General features: G+C 73.3%; 12 protein-coding genes. 6 read left to right on the forward strand and 6 right to left on the reverse strand.

The features are described from left to right. Positions 1–207 precede the first annotated feature (207 nt). The gene (locus ACIGDI_RS23730) at positions 208–648 is read left to right on the forward strand and encodes a cell division protein SepF (protein ID WP_200699766.1); all 441 of its coding nucleotides are present in this window, start codon (positions 208–210) and stop codon (positions 646–648) included. 37 nt (positions 649–685) lie between these two features. Here the strand turns inward: ACIGDI_RS23730 and ACIGDI_RS23735 are convergent, their stop codons facing one another. Both ACIGDI_RS23735 and ACIGDI_RS23740 read right to left on the reverse strand, forming a co-directional pair. After that, positions 686–1,876, reverse strand: coding sequence for an acyl-CoA dehydrogenase family protein (locus tag ACIGDI_RS23735; RefSeq protein ID WP_399899890.1), 1,191 nt, complete (start codon positions 1,874–1,876; stop codon positions 686–688). 167 nt (positions 1,877–2,043) lie between these two features. After that, positions 2,044–3,651 carry an MFS transporter gene (locus tag ACIGDI_RS23740; protein ID WP_399899893.1) on the reverse strand — a complete coding sequence of 536 codons (1,608 nt, stop codon included), beginning with the start codon at positions 3,649–3,651 and terminating at the stop codon, positions 2,044–2,046. 261 nt (positions 3,652–3,912) lie between these two features. Here ACIGDI_RS23740 and ACIGDI_RS23745 point away from each other — a divergent pair, with 261 nt between their 5' ends. Next, complete coding sequence (locus ACIGDI_RS23745) at positions 3,913–5,172, forward strand: glycosyltransferase family 39 protein (RefSeq protein WP_399899896.1); 1,260 nt, start codon at positions 3,913–3,915, stop codon at positions 5,170–5,172. 238 nt (positions 5,173–5,410) lie between these two features. Further along, positions 5,411–6,439 (forward strand): phosphatase PAP2 family protein, encoded by a 1,029-nt coding sequence (locus tag ACIGDI_RS23750; protein ID WP_399899899.1) that lies wholly within the window; start codon positions 5,411–5,413, stop codon positions 6,437–6,439. Between the two features lie 90 nt (positions 6,440–6,529). On the opposite strand, the gene ACIGDI_RS23755 is transcribed toward ACIGDI_RS23750, so the two are convergent. From ACIGDI_RS23755 to ACIGDI_RS23770, 4 genes are all read right to left on the reverse strand, one after another. Next, the gene (locus ACIGDI_RS23755) at positions 6,530–6,745 is read right to left on the reverse strand and encodes an I78 family peptidase inhibitor (protein ID WP_399899902.1); all 216 of its coding nucleotides are present in this window, start codon (positions 6,743–6,745) and stop codon (positions 6,530–6,532) included. A gap of 387 nt (positions 6,746–7,132) precedes the next feature. Next, positions 7,133–8,158 carry a helix-turn-helix transcriptional regulator gene (locus ACIGDI_RS23760; protein WP_399899904.1) on the reverse strand — a complete coding sequence of 342 codons (1,026 nt, stop codon included), beginning with the start codon at positions 8,156–8,158 and terminating at the stop codon, positions 7,133–7,135. Positions 8,159–8,172: 14 nt separating this feature from the next. Next, the gene (locus ACIGDI_RS23765) at positions 8,173–9,468 is read right to left on the reverse strand and encodes an ABC transporter substrate-binding protein (RefSeq protein WP_399899907.1); all 1,296 of its coding nucleotides are present in this window, start codon (positions 9,466–9,468) and stop codon (positions 8,173–8,175) included. After that, on the reverse strand, positions 9,437–10,012 hold the full coding sequence (locus tag ACIGDI_RS23770) for a hypothetical protein (RefSeq protein ID WP_390628097.1): 576 nt from the start codon (positions 10,010–10,012) through the stop codon (positions 9,437–9,439). The genes ACIGDI_RS23765 and ACIGDI_RS23770 overlap by 32 nt, the downstream gene beginning before the upstream one ends. Positions 10,013–10,146: 134 nt before the next feature. Between ACIGDI_RS23770 and ACIGDI_RS23775 the strand changes: the two genes are divergently transcribed. From ACIGDI_RS23775 to ACIGDI_RS23785, 3 genes are read left to right on the forward strand one after another with little or no spacing between them, the layout of a single operon-like run. Beyond that, positions 10,147–10,620: a hypothetical protein gene (locus tag ACIGDI_RS23775; protein WP_200699757.1), complete on the forward strand. Its 474-nt coding sequence runs from the start codon at positions 10,147–10,149 to the stop codon at positions 10,618–10,620. Next, positions 10,620–14,054 carry a branched-chain amino acid ABC transporter permease/ATP-binding protein gene (locus ACIGDI_RS23780; RefSeq protein ID WP_399899911.1) on the forward strand — a complete coding sequence of 1,145 codons (3,435 nt, stop codon included), beginning with the start codon at positions 10,620–10,622 and terminating at the stop codon, positions 14,052–14,054. The genes ACIGDI_RS23775 and ACIGDI_RS23780 overlap by 1 nt, the downstream gene beginning before the upstream one ends. After that, positions 14,051–14,743, forward strand: coding sequence for an ATP-binding cassette domain-containing protein (locus ACIGDI_RS23785; RefSeq protein ID WP_399899914.1), 693 nt, complete (start codon positions 14,051–14,053; stop codon positions 14,741–14,743). Before ACIGDI_RS23780 ends, ACIGDI_RS23785 begins: the two co-directional genes overlap by 4 nt. Positions 14,744–14,763 lie beyond the last annotated feature (20 nt).

Here is a 14,763-nt window from a genome sequence, read left to right on the forward strand (position 1 = left end):
CGTACGCCGCGAAGAATCATATTTCACTCACAGTCAGCAGCCGTTTACCGCAGGACCCTTGGGGCACCCGGGCTCTCGACGTATTCGCTGTGCACCAGTACCGTCACAAACCCCCCGCGCGGCGTCTATCCACTTGGCGCGGCATCCGCATCATGGATGACGATAGGGATGCGGAAGCAAGAAAGACCGCTGTGAGAGGAGGCGTCCATGGGATCGGTACGCAAGGCGAGCGCCTGGCTTGGCCTCGTCGACGACAACGATGACGAGCGTTACTACGACGACGACTACTCCGAGGGGACCGAGCAGCCCGGGGATGCCTGGGTCACCGACCCGCGGGTCAAGGTGGCCTCGGACGTCGCCGAGGAGAAGGGCCGCCGCATCGGCACGGTGACCCCGGACAGCTTCCGGGACGCGCGCGCCATCGGCGAGCTGTTCCGTGAGGGCGTGCCGGTCATCGTGAACCTCACGGCCATGGAGGCCGCCGACGCCAAGCGCGTGGTGGACTTCGCGGCCGGGCTGACCTTCGGCCTGCGCGGCACCATCGAGCGGGTCGCGACCCGTGTGTTCCTGCTGACCCCTGCCAACACCGAGATCGTCAGCGGTGAGCCGGCCGGGCGCCGCGAGGACGGTTTCTTCAACCAGAGCTGAGGCAGGGCCGCTCACCGGCCCTGCCCCCGCGCAGGGTTCACCGGAAGGCGTCGAGCCCGGTGAGCGCCTTGCCCAGCACGAGCTGGTGCATCTCGACGGTCCCCTCGTACGTCAGCACCGACTCGAGGTTGGTCGCGTGCCGCATGACGGGGTATTCGAGGGAGATCCCGTTGGCCCCGAGGATCGTCCGGGCCGTCCGGCAGATCTCGATGGCCTCCCGTACGTTGTTGAGCTTGCCGAAGCTGACCTGCTCGGGACGCAGGCGGCCGGCGTCCATGCGCCGCCCCAGGTGGTGGGCGAGCAGAATCCCCTTGTGCAGTTCGACGGCCATGTCGGCGAGCTTGGCCTGGGTGAGCTGGAAGCCGCCGATGGGCCGGCCGAACTGCTCGCGTGCCTTCGCGTAGTCGACGGCGGTCTCGAAACAGGACCGGGCGGCTCCCATCGCCCCCCACACGATGCCGTAGCGCGCGTGGGAAAGGCAGCTCAGCGGCCCCTTGAGCCCCACGACCTCCGGCAGCACGGCGTCGGCGGGCAACCGTACGTCGTCGAGCACGAGTTCACTGGTCACGCTCGCCCGCAGGGACCACTTGTGCTTGATCTCGGGGGCGGAGAACCCGGGAGTGTCCGTGGGCACCACGAACCCCCGGACGCCCTCCTCGGTCTGCGCCCACACCACGGCGACCCCGGCGACGGAGCCGTTGGTGATCCACATCTTGCGCCCGTCGAGCACCCAGTCGGAGCCGTCGCGCTTGGCGTAGGTCCGCATGGAGGCGGGGTCGGAGCCGTGGTCGGGCTCGGTCAGGCCGAAGCATCCGATGACCTCACCGGCGGCCATCCGGGGAAGCCACGTCTGCTTCTGCTCCTCGCTGCCGAACCGGTGGATCGCGTACATGGCGAGGGAGCCCTGCACGGACACCAGGGACCGGATCCCGGAGTCGGCGGCCTCCAGCTCCAGGCAGGCGAGCCCGTACTGCACGGCGCTCGCGCCCGCGCAGCCGTACCCGTCGAGCGACATCCCGAGCGCTCCGATCCCCCCGAGCTCCTTGGCCAGCTCGCGGATGACCGGCAGTTCGCCCTTCTCGTACCAGTCGGCGACATGGGGCAGCACACGGTCCGCGGCCCAGGCCCGCACGGTGTCCCGTACGGCCAGGTCCTCCGGTTCCAGCAGGTCGTCGATGCCGAGGGGATCGGCGGGATCGAACGGGGGCAACTTCGAGGACGCGGACATCAGAACACCCTCCGGCACACGAAAAACTAGCAGCGCTAGTCACGACTCTGGGGCCGACGTTACGACGCAGTGTCCCGCACGTCCAGTGACCCGGGGCCCGTCGTACGGATCGCCTCGGCGTCGCGGGCCTAGTGCCCGTCGTTTGGATCGGCTCGGCGTCGCGGGCCCTAGGCCGAGACCCGGGACTCGGCGACCTCCCGTGGCGCGGGCAGCTCCACCGGTGCCGCGAGCTCCGCGCACTGCATGGTCCGCGGCAGCCGCAGCGCCATCAGCGCGCCCAGCAGCAGCAGGCCCGCGCTGACCAGCAGGGTCACGTGGAGTCCGTGCACGAAGGAGTTCATGGCCGCCCGGCGCAGGGCCACGCCGACGGGCCCGCCCAGCCGCCCGGCGACGTCGTACGCCTCGCCCAGCGAGTGGGCCGCCGAGGCGGACGCCGACGCCGGTACACCGGGGACGGACGACAGCCCGGGCGCGTAGGCCGCGTTCATGACGCTGCCGAGGAGCGCGATGCCGATCCCCGCGCCCAGCTGGTACGACGTCTCCCCGATGGCCGCCGCCCCGCCGGCCTGCGCCGGCGGAGCCTCGCTGAGCATCGACTCGTAGGCGCCGAAGAGCGTGGTCTCCAGACCGAAGCCCAGCAGCAGGAACCCGGACACCAGCAGCCCCGCGTTGTCCGTCCCGCCCATCAGCGTCAGCAGCAGCACCGCGCCGGCCGTCAGGCAGAACCCGAAGGACACCATGCGGCGCGGCCCGAAGCGGCGCAGCATGCGGGCGCCCGCGAGTCCCGCCGCCATCGCCGCGAAGGTCAGCGGCAGCAGCCGCAGGCCCGTCTCCAGCGGGGACAGCCCCAGCACCAGCTGCAGATACTGGGCCGCGATCAGTTCGAGGCCCACCAGCGCGAGCATCGCCAGCACGATGCAGCCGACCGAGGTGCTGAACGCGGGCCGGGCGAACATGCCGAGGTCCACCAGCGGATGCGTACGCCGCCGCTGCCGCCGTACGAAGAGGACCATCAGCACCGCGCCGACCGCCAGCGGCAGCAGCGTGAAGACGCTGAGCGGCGGCTCCCCGCCGCCCAGGCGCTTGACGCCCAGCACCACACCGAACAGCCCGGCCGCCGCCATCAGCGCGCCGACCACGTCCCAGGGGCCGTCGGCCGCGCCCCGCGACTCGGGCAGGAGCAGCCGGCCGACCGGCAGGCTGATCAGCATCAGCGGGATGTTGACGAGGAAGACCGAGCCCCACCAGAAGTGCTCCAGCAGGAAGCCGCCCAGCAGGGGCCCCACCGCGGCGCCGACCGCGGCGACGGCGCTCCAGACGCCGATGGCGAGGGCCCTCTCCCGCCGGTCCGGGAAGACCTGGCGCAGGATCGACAGCGTGGCGGGCATGATCATCGCGCCGCCGACGCCGAGCAGGGCGCGGGCGAGGATCAGGACCTGCGGGTCGTGGGCGAGGGCCGCCACGCCGGAGGCGAGGCCGAAAAGGGCGTAGCCGAGGAGCAGGATCCGTCTGCGGCCGACGCGGTCGCCCAGCGTGCCGAAGAGGATCAGCAGCGAGGCGCAGACGAGGGGGTAGACGTCGACGATCCAGAGCAGTTCTATCGCGCCGGGCCTGAGGTCCTCGGTGACGGCGGGGACCGCCACGTGCAGCACGGTCGCGTCGAGCGCGACCAGCAGCAGGCTCATGCAGAGGACGAAGAGGACGACCCAGCGGTTGGCACCGGCCCCGGTCGCCCGACGGCGCAGCGCGAGGGCGGCCGTGGTCGTCCCGGACATGTACGTACCTCCCAGATGCTTCCTCGCGTTCGGCGGGCACATGGGGTGGGGACTCCCCATGATCTCGGCCGGAGAGGAGCGGCTGTCTCCGGCCCGCGCAAACGAAGGCGAGTGACTCGTCAGCGTACGCGAGTTCGCGCCACGGTCACGTGGCGGACATCTCAGACGCGCGAAAACTCGTGTGGCGTGCGCCACTCTCCCTCCCGGGCGATCACGCGCCGCCCGCCCGCCCGGTTGCGGTGGCCGTCGATAATCGAGCCCGTGACCGACCTAGTGACGCGCGTTGCGCCGCCCCGTGCCCCGGCCCTGCGCCGTGCGGCCCCCGCCCTGCTCGGGTACGTGGCCGTGCGCGCCCTGGGCCTGGTGGTCCTGGCGGTGTGGACCGCCGCGCGCGGCAAGAGCGCGTACACACTGCTGACGGCCCGCTGGGACGCGCTGTGGTACACGAGGGTGGCCGAGCTGGGATACGGCTACGAGGTGCGGCTGCCGAACGGCGACGTCCACTCCAACCTGGCGTTCTTCCCGCTGCTGCCCTGGCTCGAGCGGCTGCTGCACGCGGTCACGCCGCTGTCGTACGCGGGCGCGGGCTTCGGTGTGAGTCTCGTCGCCTCGCTCGCCGCGGCCTGGGGGATCTTCGCGGTCGCGGAGCGGGTGTACGGCCGCGGGACGGCGGTGTACGCCGTGCTGCTGTGGGCCGTGCTGCCCGTCGGGATCGTGCAGTCCATGGCGTACAGCGAGTCTCTGTTCACCGCGCTCGCCGCCTGGGCGCTGTACGCGGTGCTGACCGGCCGCTGGCCGGCGGCGGGGGCGCTGGCCGCGCTGGCGGGGCTGACCCGGCCGGTGGGGATCGCGGTCGTCGCCGCCGTGTGGGTGGCCGGGATCATCTCTTTCGTGCGCAGGCGAAGCTCGCCGGACCCGCACGGCGCCCGTGCGGGCGAACACGCCCCCGCGCCGGCCCGGGACGCCCGCGCGCAGCGCGTCGGGGCACCCGACGGCGCACCGGACACGCCCCGCGCCCCCGCGGTCCTCCCGGTCGCCCTGGGGATGTTCCTCGCCCCGCTGGGCGCCGCCGGCTACGTCCTGTGGGTGGGCCGGCGCACCGGCAAGGGCCCCCTGGGCTATCTCGACGTCCAGGCGGGCTGGCGCAACGGTTTCGACGGCGGCGCCGCCTTCGCCCGCTTCGTCGCCGACAGGTTCCAGTCGGTTCCGGGGGCCTTCGCGGGCGCCGCGATCATCGCCGGGGTCGCGCTGGTGCTCTGGCTGTACGCGGTCTGTGTCCGACAGCGTCAGCCGCTTCCGCTCCTGGTGTACGCCGGTGTCGTCACCGCGCTCGCCCTGTGCGCCTCGAGCTACTTCGGCTCGAAACCGCGTTTGCTGCTGCCGGCGTTCCCGCTGCTGCTGCCGCTCGCCCGGGCGCTCGCCCGCTCGCGGACGTCCAGAACGGTGCTGGTGGTGGCCGGTGTCGCCGTGCTGTCGGCCGCTTACGGAGCGTTCTGGCTGAACGGCACCGGGCCGCCATGATCGACTCGCGGGACCCGGTGAGCCCCAGGACAAATCCGGCCCAGCATTCGGTGAACGAATTCAAAAGTGCAACAAAACTGGTTCGCAGAATGATCAATGGAATTGAAGGAGGTGACCGGTCGGCATTGCGGATTCCTCGGAATTCAGGCCCCTCCTGAGAGGAATCCCACATCACATCGTCATCACAAAGACGCGGTATCGAGGGAGAACCGACCTCACTCGCTGTAACGTCGATTGGGTGCGTACCGAACGAAAGCTCACCCGTCTGGACCGGGTGTTCGCCAGACTCGACAGGGAGCCGGAACGACCGGCCCACCTCGATGTGCCCAGGATGAGCCGGCACCGGGTGGCGCTGCTCACCGGCACCCTGGCGTTCTATCTGGCGATCGTGTGGGCCGTGGTGACCACCTCGTGGCTGGTCCGGCTGGACTGGCAGGTCATGTTCTTCCGCCCGTACCAGCAGTGGTCGGGCATCCACTGGTTCGTCGACTACTACGTCGTTCTGGGCCAGCGCGGCCCGACCGCGGTGATGGTCGCCGCCTGGCTGGGCTGGCGCTCCTGGCGGCAGCACACGCTGCGCCCGCTGCTGACGCTGGGCGTCGCGCTGCTGCTGCTGAACATCACGGTCGGCGCCGCCAAGTACGGCATGGGCCGTCTCGGGCCGCACTACGCCACCACCATCGGCTCTAACGAAATGGGCCTGGGCGGCGATATATTCCCCAGCGGCCACACCGCCAATGCCGTCGTGACCTGGGGAATCCTGGCCTATCTGGCCTCCACCCCGAGAGCCCGCCGCTGGCTGTCGGCGCTGTCCGCGGTGACCTCGCTGGGCGTGGGCATGGCCACCGTCTACCTCGGTACGCACTGGCTGAGCGACGTCCTGCTCGGCTGGGCCGCAGGTCTGCTGATCCTGCTGGCCCTGCCCTGGTGCGAGCCGCTGATCGCCCGGGCCGAGGCCCGCATCCTCGATCTGCGCGACCGCCGACGCGCCCGTGGCGGCGTCCCGGCGCCCGCACCCGCGCCCGCGCCCGCCCCCGTCGGGTCACCGGTACTGCTCAATCCGCGCGCGAGCGCCCAGGAGGAGGCCGCGGCGCGCGAGCCCGCGGCCCGTTCCCCGCGGGCGGCGCCCGCCTACCTGGCTCCCGGCCCGCACACGGTCCGCTCGGAGCGCACGCCGGTCACCCCGATCGGCAGCCGCCGGCCACCGCACTCCGACCGCGTCCCGCGCGGCACGCCGACACCGGCCCGCCCCCTGACGGGTGGCTGACCGGCAGAGGACATCGGGGTCCGGTACGCACAGCCGACCCCGCACGACGAAGGCCCCGGTTCCCCGCGGAACCGGGGCCTTCGTGCCGTGTCAGCCCTTCCAGGCCCGTGCCACGCGGCCGTCCCGCACCTCGAAGTTCAGCCGGCCCGCCCGGTACTCCATGGTGATGATCGCCCCCGGCGGCAGCGGGCGCACCGTGGTCCACCCGCGCTCGCGCGCGCGCCGCTCGGCGTCCGCCGCGTCGAGGCCGACGTACGCATCCGGACTGTCCTGGGGCTCCGCCTGCGGAGCGGGATTCGGTGCCATACGGCCACGCTAGGCGCTGCCCCCCGGCCGGGGAAGGCCGGGCCGGTCCCAGGAGTCACAGATCCCCCCGCGGTCACACTTCTGTCACAGGATCACGACACGCGTTTCGACCGCGCTGCGTCACACGTACGAGCGGTTCCCCACGTCTTGCGCAGGCATTCGACCGTAATTCCCGCATGTCACGAGGCCTTGTCGAATAGCCCCGCGGAAAGCGCCGGGAGAACCGTCCCCGGACGCCCCGGCATTCGAATCCGGCCCGATTCCGGACCCCGGCCGCGGAAGCCGACACCGCATGGGAAATGCATGGATCCGACACAGAACCCCCGCACACCCCCTGCCCTGGGCACGCCGTGGCGGACCCGGGCCGCGCGGTCCCGTGGCGCAGCGTCACGAACCCGTCGTGGACCTCTCGGCCCCGCGGAGAAGCGCGCGGGACAGCCGGTCCCGAGCGGTCCTGATCGACTCGGTCAGCTCGGCCGGCTCCAGCACCTCGAACTCGAAGCCCGTCATCATCACGTGGATGACCATGACGTCGAGGCTCGCGGCCCCGGTGCGCAGGACGCAGGCGTCGGGGCCGTCCGCCTCCAGTCGCCCGGCACTCGGCGAGATCCGCTCGGCGGCCTCCTCGACGGGCACCAGCAGCCGTACGGCGGCGTGCGCGGCGTACGCGCGCGTGGAGACGCCCTCCGACACGTACGCGGCGAGGTCGTCGGCCGGCGGGGTGCGCGGGGCGAAGCGCGGCCCGTGCGGCGGCTTCGGGGTGACGCGGTCGACGCGGAACGTACGCCAGTCCTCGCGGTCCACATCCCAGGCGACCAGGTACCAACGGCGCTCGCTGCACACCAGACGGTGGGGTTCGACGGTACGGCGGGAGGCGGAGCCGATGGGGGTCCCCCCGCTCGAGCTTGTTCGAGAGTGGGGGCGGTCGCTGTACTCGAAGCGCAGGCGCTCCGAGTCTCGGCAGAGGTTGGCCAGTTCGGTGAGGACGGCCGGGTCCACGGCACCCGGCTGCGGGCCCCGGAGCATCGGCACGGTGAAGGCGTTCAGGGCGCCCACCCGGCGGCGGAGCCTGCTCGGCAGCACCTGCTCCAGCTTGGCGAGCGCCCGCACGGACGTCTCGCCGATGCCTTCGATGCCCTGCCCGGCGGCCGTGCGCAGGCCGACGGCCACGGCGACCGCCTCGTCGTCGTCCAGCAGCAGCGGCGGAAGCTCGGCGCCCGCGCCCAGCTGGTAACCGCCGCCGGTCCCGGGGCTGGCGTTGACGGGGTAGCCCAGCTCGCGCAGCCGGTCCACGTCCCGGCGCACGGTGCGCGAAGTGACGCCGAGCCGGTCGGCGAGCTCGGCGCCGGACCATGCGCGGTGCGCCTGGAGCAGCGAGAGCAGGCGCAGGAGTCGAGCCGAGGTCTCCAGCATGGGCACAGTCTGTATCAGGGTTCGTAGGGCAGTTGCGGCACCTCGAAACACGTGCTGTTCATGTCTCCTTGGGCCACCCATCCCCTGCCGTCCTGCCAGCGCGCCACCGACAGGCAGGTTCTGCGCGTCTTAGACGGCTTCGGCAGGGGCTCGAAGGAGACGGGGAGGAGGAGGCCGTCGGCGGTGTAGTCCCGGCTGCGGTCCACGAAGGCGTCGACGCACGCACGCGTGATGCCCGAGCGGGCACAGGACCTGGCGGCGTCGGTGAACCACATGGCCGCCGCCCAGCCCTCCAACTGCCACTGGGAGTGCGTCTTCAGGGCTTTGGTGGCGTCCCGGAACTCCCGTACCGCCGCGTTGCGGGTGTCGTCGTAGTCGCGGCTGGAGCCGGTCGCCCACAGGGCGTTGCGGCAGCGCGGGGAGTCCTTGTAGTCCTCGGGGACGGTGGACGTCCAGTTCTGCACGTTGGTCACCTTGGCGACGACCTTCGCGCCGACCTCGTCCATCGCCCTGCACAGCTGGGCGTTGCCGTGGCCGTCGATGGCGTCGAAGACCAGGTCGGCGCCCTGCTCCTTCAGATCGGCCGCGGCGGCGCGGAAGTTGGGCAGCGCGAAGTCGACCTGTTCGGTGACCACCTTGTAGCCCTCGGCCCGCAGGCCGCGTTGCACGAGCCGTGCGTAGGCGGCGGAGGCGGCCTGGTTGTAGGAGACGACCGCGGCCGTACGGGCGCCCTTGACGCGCTCGAAGTAGCGGTAGACCTCCGTGCCGCCGTACAGCTTCCCGTCCCAGCCGGGGGTGCCGTTGCGGGGCGCCGAGCTGCCGTAGATGCCGTACAGGTGCGGCCAGGTGTCGTAGGCGGCGCCGATGGGCTGGCCGCCGATGTCGGGCACGCGCGCGTGGGAGACGCGGGGGGCGCCCGCGTAGTCCAGGGCGGTGGTGGCGACGAGGGCGACCACCTTGTCCTCGTCGATCAGTCTGTGCACGCACGTGTTGTCGCCGACACCGCTGCCGCCGTCGTCGCACTCGTGCACCTCGACGCGGCGGCCGTCGATGCCGCCGCGCGCGTTGAGGCGGTCGAAATACGCCTTGGCTCCCTGGCCCGGCCCCGTGAAGGTGTCGCCGCCGACGGGGCTGGTGGCGCTGGTGACCATGCCGACGGGGATCGGCGCGCCGCCGCGGGGGGCGGGGGTGCGGGAACCGTGTTCGAAGTCGCTCTCGGGCAGCCGGCTGCCGCAGGCGGTGGCGACGACGAGCAGGAGCGCCGCGGCGGCCGCGCGCTCAGCAGCCCGGCGCCGGCGAGCCGGACGCATCGCCGCTCAGCTTGACCAGCGCGCACAGCGTGTTGACGGACACCTTCCAGGTGCCGCCCTGCAGGACGGCCGTACCGGAGGCGTTCGGCAGGGCGGTGGCGCCGTTCAGGGTCAGCGCGTACGTCACCGTCGCCCCGCTGGGCGACGTGAACTCGATCTTCTGCACCTTGGCCTGCACCTGGCCACCGCGCTTGTCACCGCTGAAGGCCTTCAGCACCGGGGCCATCCTGGTGCCGTTCTCCAGGACCTTCTGCTTCTCGGCCAGGGAGGTCTTGGGGTCGAAGAACTTCTGCCAGTTGGCGCTGATCCGCTGCTTGGCCGCGGCGGGGTCGGCCGGCGCGGTGGCCGGCGCGCTCGTCGTCCTCTGCACGGACGGCGTGGGGGGCGGGCTGGAGCTGCCTCCGCCGCTCTTGTCGCTGCACGCCGCGAGGACCGGGGCGAAGATGAGAACGAGGGCGGCGAGCGCCGCCGTACCCCGTCCCGCCGCCCGTGGGCCGTGCCCTCTCGCCGCGTTCCCCCGCCTGAGGTCGCTCCCGAGAACCATCTGGCTCACCACCGGGTGTCCATCCGGGCAAGGTGCGCCCGGTGCTTTCAGGGTCAGCTTCCAGAAGGCATAGTGCAAGCCATTGGCTGACATGGACAGACACACGACGTGTGTGAACGGACGAGGAGCCAAAGATGCGGACAGCGCGACTGCGGACCGTGCACCCCGTCCTGTGGGCCGGCTGGGCCGCGCTGGCGGCGGGCGCGGTGCTGTGCGTCATCGGCTGGTACGGCGTCTCCGGCGAGCGGTACGCCGAACGGCAACTCCCCTACCTGGCCTCCTGCACGATCCCCGGCGCCGCGCTGATCGTCGCCGGGGCGGTGCTGCTCGCCCACGGGCGGGGCGCCCTCGCCGCCGCGCGCGTGGAGGAGCTCTACGGCCTCCTCGTCACCGAGCCCGTCGAGGAGGGCGGGTCCGGGCAGGCGGTCACCGCGCCGCTCGCGGTCAGCGGGGAGCTGCTGATGGTGCCGGGCGGCACGCTGTGGCACCGCGCCGACTGCCCGCTGGTCGCCGGGAAGGCGGAGGCGGTCCCGGTGGACGCCAAGGTCCTGGCGGGCGGCGAGCTGGGCCCGTGTCCCATCTGTGAGCCGTCCGAAGAAACAGACTGATGTCCTCGCTCACGTACGACCTGACGCTGGCCGGACTGTCGGTCGGCAGCGCCGCCGCGCTCACCGGGATCGGCCTGATCGTGACGTACCGGGCGACCGGTGTGCTCAACTTCGCGCACGGGGCGATCGCCATGGTGTGCGCCTACGTGCTGCGGCAGTGCGTGGTCGAGTGGGGCTGGCCGCTGTGGCCGGCGGCGGCGCTGACACTCGTCTTCCTGGCCCCCGCGATCGGTGTGGCGCTGGAGCGCTTCGTCTTCCGTCCGCTCGCCGTCCTGGGCGGCGACCCGGCGCAGACCCTCGTCGCGTCCATCGGGGTGTTCGTGCTGCTGGTCGGCGGGGCGGCGCTGCTGTGGGGGCAGGGGGCGCGGGACGACGCCCCGGAGCTGGTGTCGGCCGACCCGTGGGGGCAGCTGGCGGTCGTGCTGGTCCTGGCCGCGGGGGTCGGCGCGGTGATCCGCTGGACGCGGTTCGGGCGGGAGCTGCGGGCCGTCGTGGACGACCGGCGGCTGGCGGTGCTGGGCGGGATCGACGCGGACCGGGTGGCGGCGGCCGGGTGGGCGTTCGGGGCCTTCACGGCGGGCCTGACCGGCGTGCTGCTCGCGCCTTACGTCCGGCTCGACCCGTACGGTCTGCCGCTGCTGGTCATGGAGGTCGTGGCGGTGGCGGTCGCGGCACGCATGCGCAGTCTGCCGGTCGCGGTGCTGGTCGCGCTGGGCGCCGGGGTCGCGCAGAGTCAGCTGACGCGGCTGCATCCCGCGGGCTGGGGCGGGCCGTTGCTGCAGACCGCGGGCGCGAACCTGTTCGTGGTGGCGCTGCTGGTCGCGGCCCTGGCGCTGCCGCGCGTGGGCACGCGCGACGCCCTGCCGCGCACGGCCACCGCGCGCGTGCCGACGCCGCCGGGCGCGTGGATCGTGGCGGTCGTCCTGTTCCTGCTGCCGCTGGGCTTCGCGGGCTCGGACCTGCACACGTCGGTGCAGGTGCCGGCGCTGGGCGTGGTCCTGCTGTCCCTGGTGGTGGTCACCGGCCGGGGCGGCCAGATCTCCCTCGGCCAGGCGGCGTACGCGGGCCTGGGCGCCCTGTTCACCGCCCTGCTGGCGGCGGGCCGCTTCCCCGGCCTGCCCCGCCTGCCGGAACTGGCCGCACTCGCCGTCTCGGTCGTCCTGGTCGCTCCCCTGGGCCTGCTGACCGGCTGGCCGGCGATCAGCCGCAGGGGGCTCGCCCTGGCGCTGGCGACCTTCGCGGTGGGCGTCGGGGTGAGCCGCTTCGTCTTCGCCCAGCCGTACGCCACCTCGGACCTGGGCCTGGGCCGCCCGGCGGGCTTCGACGGCGACCGCGCCTACTACGTCCTCGAACTCGTCCTGCTGTTCGCCGCGTTGCTGGCGACCCGGGCGCTGCGCGGCGGCCGCACGGGCCGTGCCCTGGCCGCCATGCGCGACCACGAGGCCGGGGCGTCGGCGGCGGGCGTGCCGGTCCCGTCCCTGAAGCTCCAGGCCTTCGTCGCGGGCGCCGCGCTGGCCGCGCTCGGCGGCGGCATGCTCGGCATGGGCCTGCGCGCGTTCGACCCCGGCGCCTACGACCCCGTACGCGGCCTGCTGTGGTTCGCCGCGGTGGTCGTCCTCGGCGCGGACAGCACCCTGGGCGCCCTGGCCGCGGCAGCCCTGCTGGTGGGCCTGGACGCAGGCGCCCGGGGCGGCGTCGCGGCAGCCCTGATCGGCGTCCTGGCCGTACTGATCGGCCGCTTCCCCGGAGGCCCCTACGAGGCCTGGCGAACAGCCACCCGGCGCCTACGTCCGCGTCACGCGACGCAACTGACCCAGACGGGGGCAGCGGTACGGACGAGGCTACGACCAGCACTGACGCCGACGGCCCGTCGCGTGATGCCGATGGGCCCGACGCCGACGACACCCGGGCCCGGCACGGGGCAGGGGGCCACGGCGGGCGGGCGTACGGCACCGGCCGAGGGGGACGCTGCGGCGTCGGTTGCGGGGGTTGATGCGGCGGCGGTTGCGGGGGATGCTGCGGCCCGGGTCGCGAGGGCTGACGCGGCACCGGTTGCAGGGGACGCTGCGGCCCCGGTCGCGGGAGATGCTGCGGCGTCCGTCGCAGGGGCTGATGCAGCCCCGGCCGCGGGCGCTGATGCGGCCCCAGCCGCGAAGAACCTCGCGGCTCGGCCCGGCGAGCGCCTCGCAGCCCGACCTAGCGAGCAACTTGCGGCCCCAGCCGCAGATGAGTTCGCGGCCCCGACCGGAGAGAAACCTGCGGCCCTGCCCAGCGAGGAACTTGCCGCCCCTTCCGGCAAACACCTGGCGGCCCCAGCCGCAGGCGACTTTGCGGCCCAGGCCCCAGAGAAACCTGCAGCCCCGCCCGGCAAGCCCCCTGCCACCCCACCCGGCGAACCCCCAGCGGCCCAGGCCGCGGAAAGCCTCGCAACGCAGCACGCCGAGCACCGCGCGGAGCCAGCCGCAGAGAAGCCTGCAGCCCCGCCCGGCGAGCACATTCCCACCCCGCCCAGCGAGCACCTTACGGTGGTCCCGGGCGCGGAGGGCCTCGCACCGCAGCCCGGCGAGCAACTTGCAGCCCCAGCCGCGGAGAAGCCCGCCGTCCCGCCCGGCGAGAAACCCACGGCCCCCGGCCGACGGCGCGCGGCCCCCGACGGCGCTCGGGCCGCGTCCTCGCAGGGGCCGCCGAACGCCGGCTCCGTCGATGGAGGCGGGGTGGGCGGGAGCCTCGCGGTGCTTCGGCGGTCGGCTCCCGTTGTTCTCGCGGTTCGTGGGCTTCAGGCCCGGTACGGGGGGTTCACCGCTCTCGACGGTGTCGGGCTCGACGTTCACCGGGGGCAGGTCGCCGCCGTCATCGGGCCCAACGGCGCCGGTAAGAGCACCCTGTTCGACTGTCTGGCCGGCACCCTGCGCCCCGCGCGCGGGCAGGTTCTTCTCGCGGGCCGGGACATCACGCGTCTGCCGGCCCACACCCGCACCCGCCTCGGGATCGCCCGTACCTTCCAGCAACTGGCCGTCTTCCCGTCCCTGACCGTGGCCGAGAACGTCCGGGTGGGCGCCGAGCAGGGACGGGTCGCCGACCCCGGCGCCGTGGAGCGCGCCCTGCGCCTGTTCGACCTCGACGGCCCGCTCAGCACGCTCCCCGCCGCAGGCCTGCCGACCGGCACCCTTCGCCGGGTCGAACTGGCGCGGGCCCTCGCCGGCAGCCCGCGCGTCCTGCTCCTCGACGAACCCGCCGCCGGTCTCGACAGCGCCGAGGTCGCCGCGATGGCCCGCGTCCTGAAGGCCTTGGCCGCCGACGGCACCGCCCTGCTGGTCGTCGAGCACGACCTGGACCTGGTCGCCGACCTCGCCGACGTCGTGCACGTCATGACCTCGGGCCGCATCGTCGCCTCCGGCCCGCCCGACCGCGTCCTGGACGAGGTCGGACCGTGAGCGCCGGCATCTCGCTGCGCCACGCGCGCGTGCGCTACGGCCCCTTGGAGGCCCTGCACGGCGTCACCCTCGCCGCCCCCGGCCCCGGCCTCACCGTCCTGCTGGGCCGCAACGGTTCCGGCCGTACGACCGCCCTGCGCGCGCTGGCCGGAGCCGTGCCGCTGTCCGGCGGGACGGTGGTGTGGGACGGCACCGACGTGACCCGGATGCCGGCGTACGAACGGGCCCGGCGCGGCCTGTGCCTGGTGCCCGAGCGGCAGGCGGTGTTCGGCTCCCTCACCGTGCGCGAGAACCTCGAACTGGCGGCGCGGGACTTCGCCTTCGCCCTGGAGGCCTATCCCCCGCTGGAGAATCTGCTGCCGCGCCGCGCCGGCACCCTCTCCGGCGGCGAGCAGCGCATGCTCGCCCTCTCCAGGGCCCTGCTGGCACGCGCGCGTGTGGTGCTCGTCGACGAACCCGCGCAGGGCATGTCACCGCAGGTCGCCGCCCGCACGTACGAGCTGCTGGGCGCACTCGACGCGTGCGTGGTCGTCGCCGAGCAGCGGCTGCCGCCGACGCTGGAGGGTCGTGACGCCGTCTTCGTTTACGAACTGCGGCGCGGTTCGGTGGTGTTCGGCGGTCAGGCCGGCGAGCTGGGGCGACGGACACCGCGCGGGCCGTCGCGGGGGCTGCGGGACCTCCCCGGATGACGCGGGGCCCCGCCCGGTCG

It is taken from the genome of Streptomyces sp. NPDC085900 (genome assembly GCF_044540925.1).
GTDB classification, from domain to species: Bacteria; Actinomycetota; Actinomycetes; order Streptomycetales; family Streptomycetaceae; genus Streptomyces; species Streptomyces gilvifuscus.

Coding starts and splice junctions, on each gene's coding strand:
- ACIGDI_RS23765 (WP_399899907.1), bottom strand. CDS start 9,468: ATGCGTCCGGCTCGCCGGCGCCGGGCTGCTGAGCGCGCGGCCGCCGCG.
- ACIGDI_RS23760 (WP_399899904.1), bottom strand. CDS start 8,158: ATGCTGGAGACCTCGGCTCGACTCCTGCGCCTGCTCTCGCTGCTCCAG.
- ACIGDI_RS23780 (WP_399899911.1), top strand. CDS start 10,620: ATGTCCTCGCTCACGTACGACCTGACGCTGGCCGGACTGTCGGTCGGC.
- ACIGDI_RS23735 (WP_399899890.1), bottom strand. CDS start 1,876: ATGTCCGCGTCCTCGAAGTTGCCCCCGTTCGATCCCGCCGATCCCCTC.
- ACIGDI_RS23755 (WP_399899902.1), bottom strand. CDS start 6,745: ATGGCACCGAATCCCGCTCCGCAGGCGGAGCCCCAGGACAGTCCGGAT.
- ACIGDI_RS23775 (WP_200699757.1), top strand. CDS start 10,147: ATGCGGACAGCGCGACTGCGGACCGTGCACCCCGTCCTGTGGGCCGGC.
- ACIGDI_RS23730 (WP_200699766.1), top strand. CDS start 208: ATGGGATCGGTACGCAAGGCGAGCGCCTGGCTTGGCCTCGTCGACGAC.
- ACIGDI_RS23770 (WP_390628097.1), bottom strand. CDS start 10,012: ATGGTTCTCGGGAGCGACCTCAGGCGGGGGAACGCGGCGAGAGGGCAC.
- ACIGDI_RS23740 (WP_399899893.1), bottom strand. CDS start 3,651: ATGTCCGGGACGACCACGGCCGCCCTCGCGCTGCGCCGTCGGGCGACC.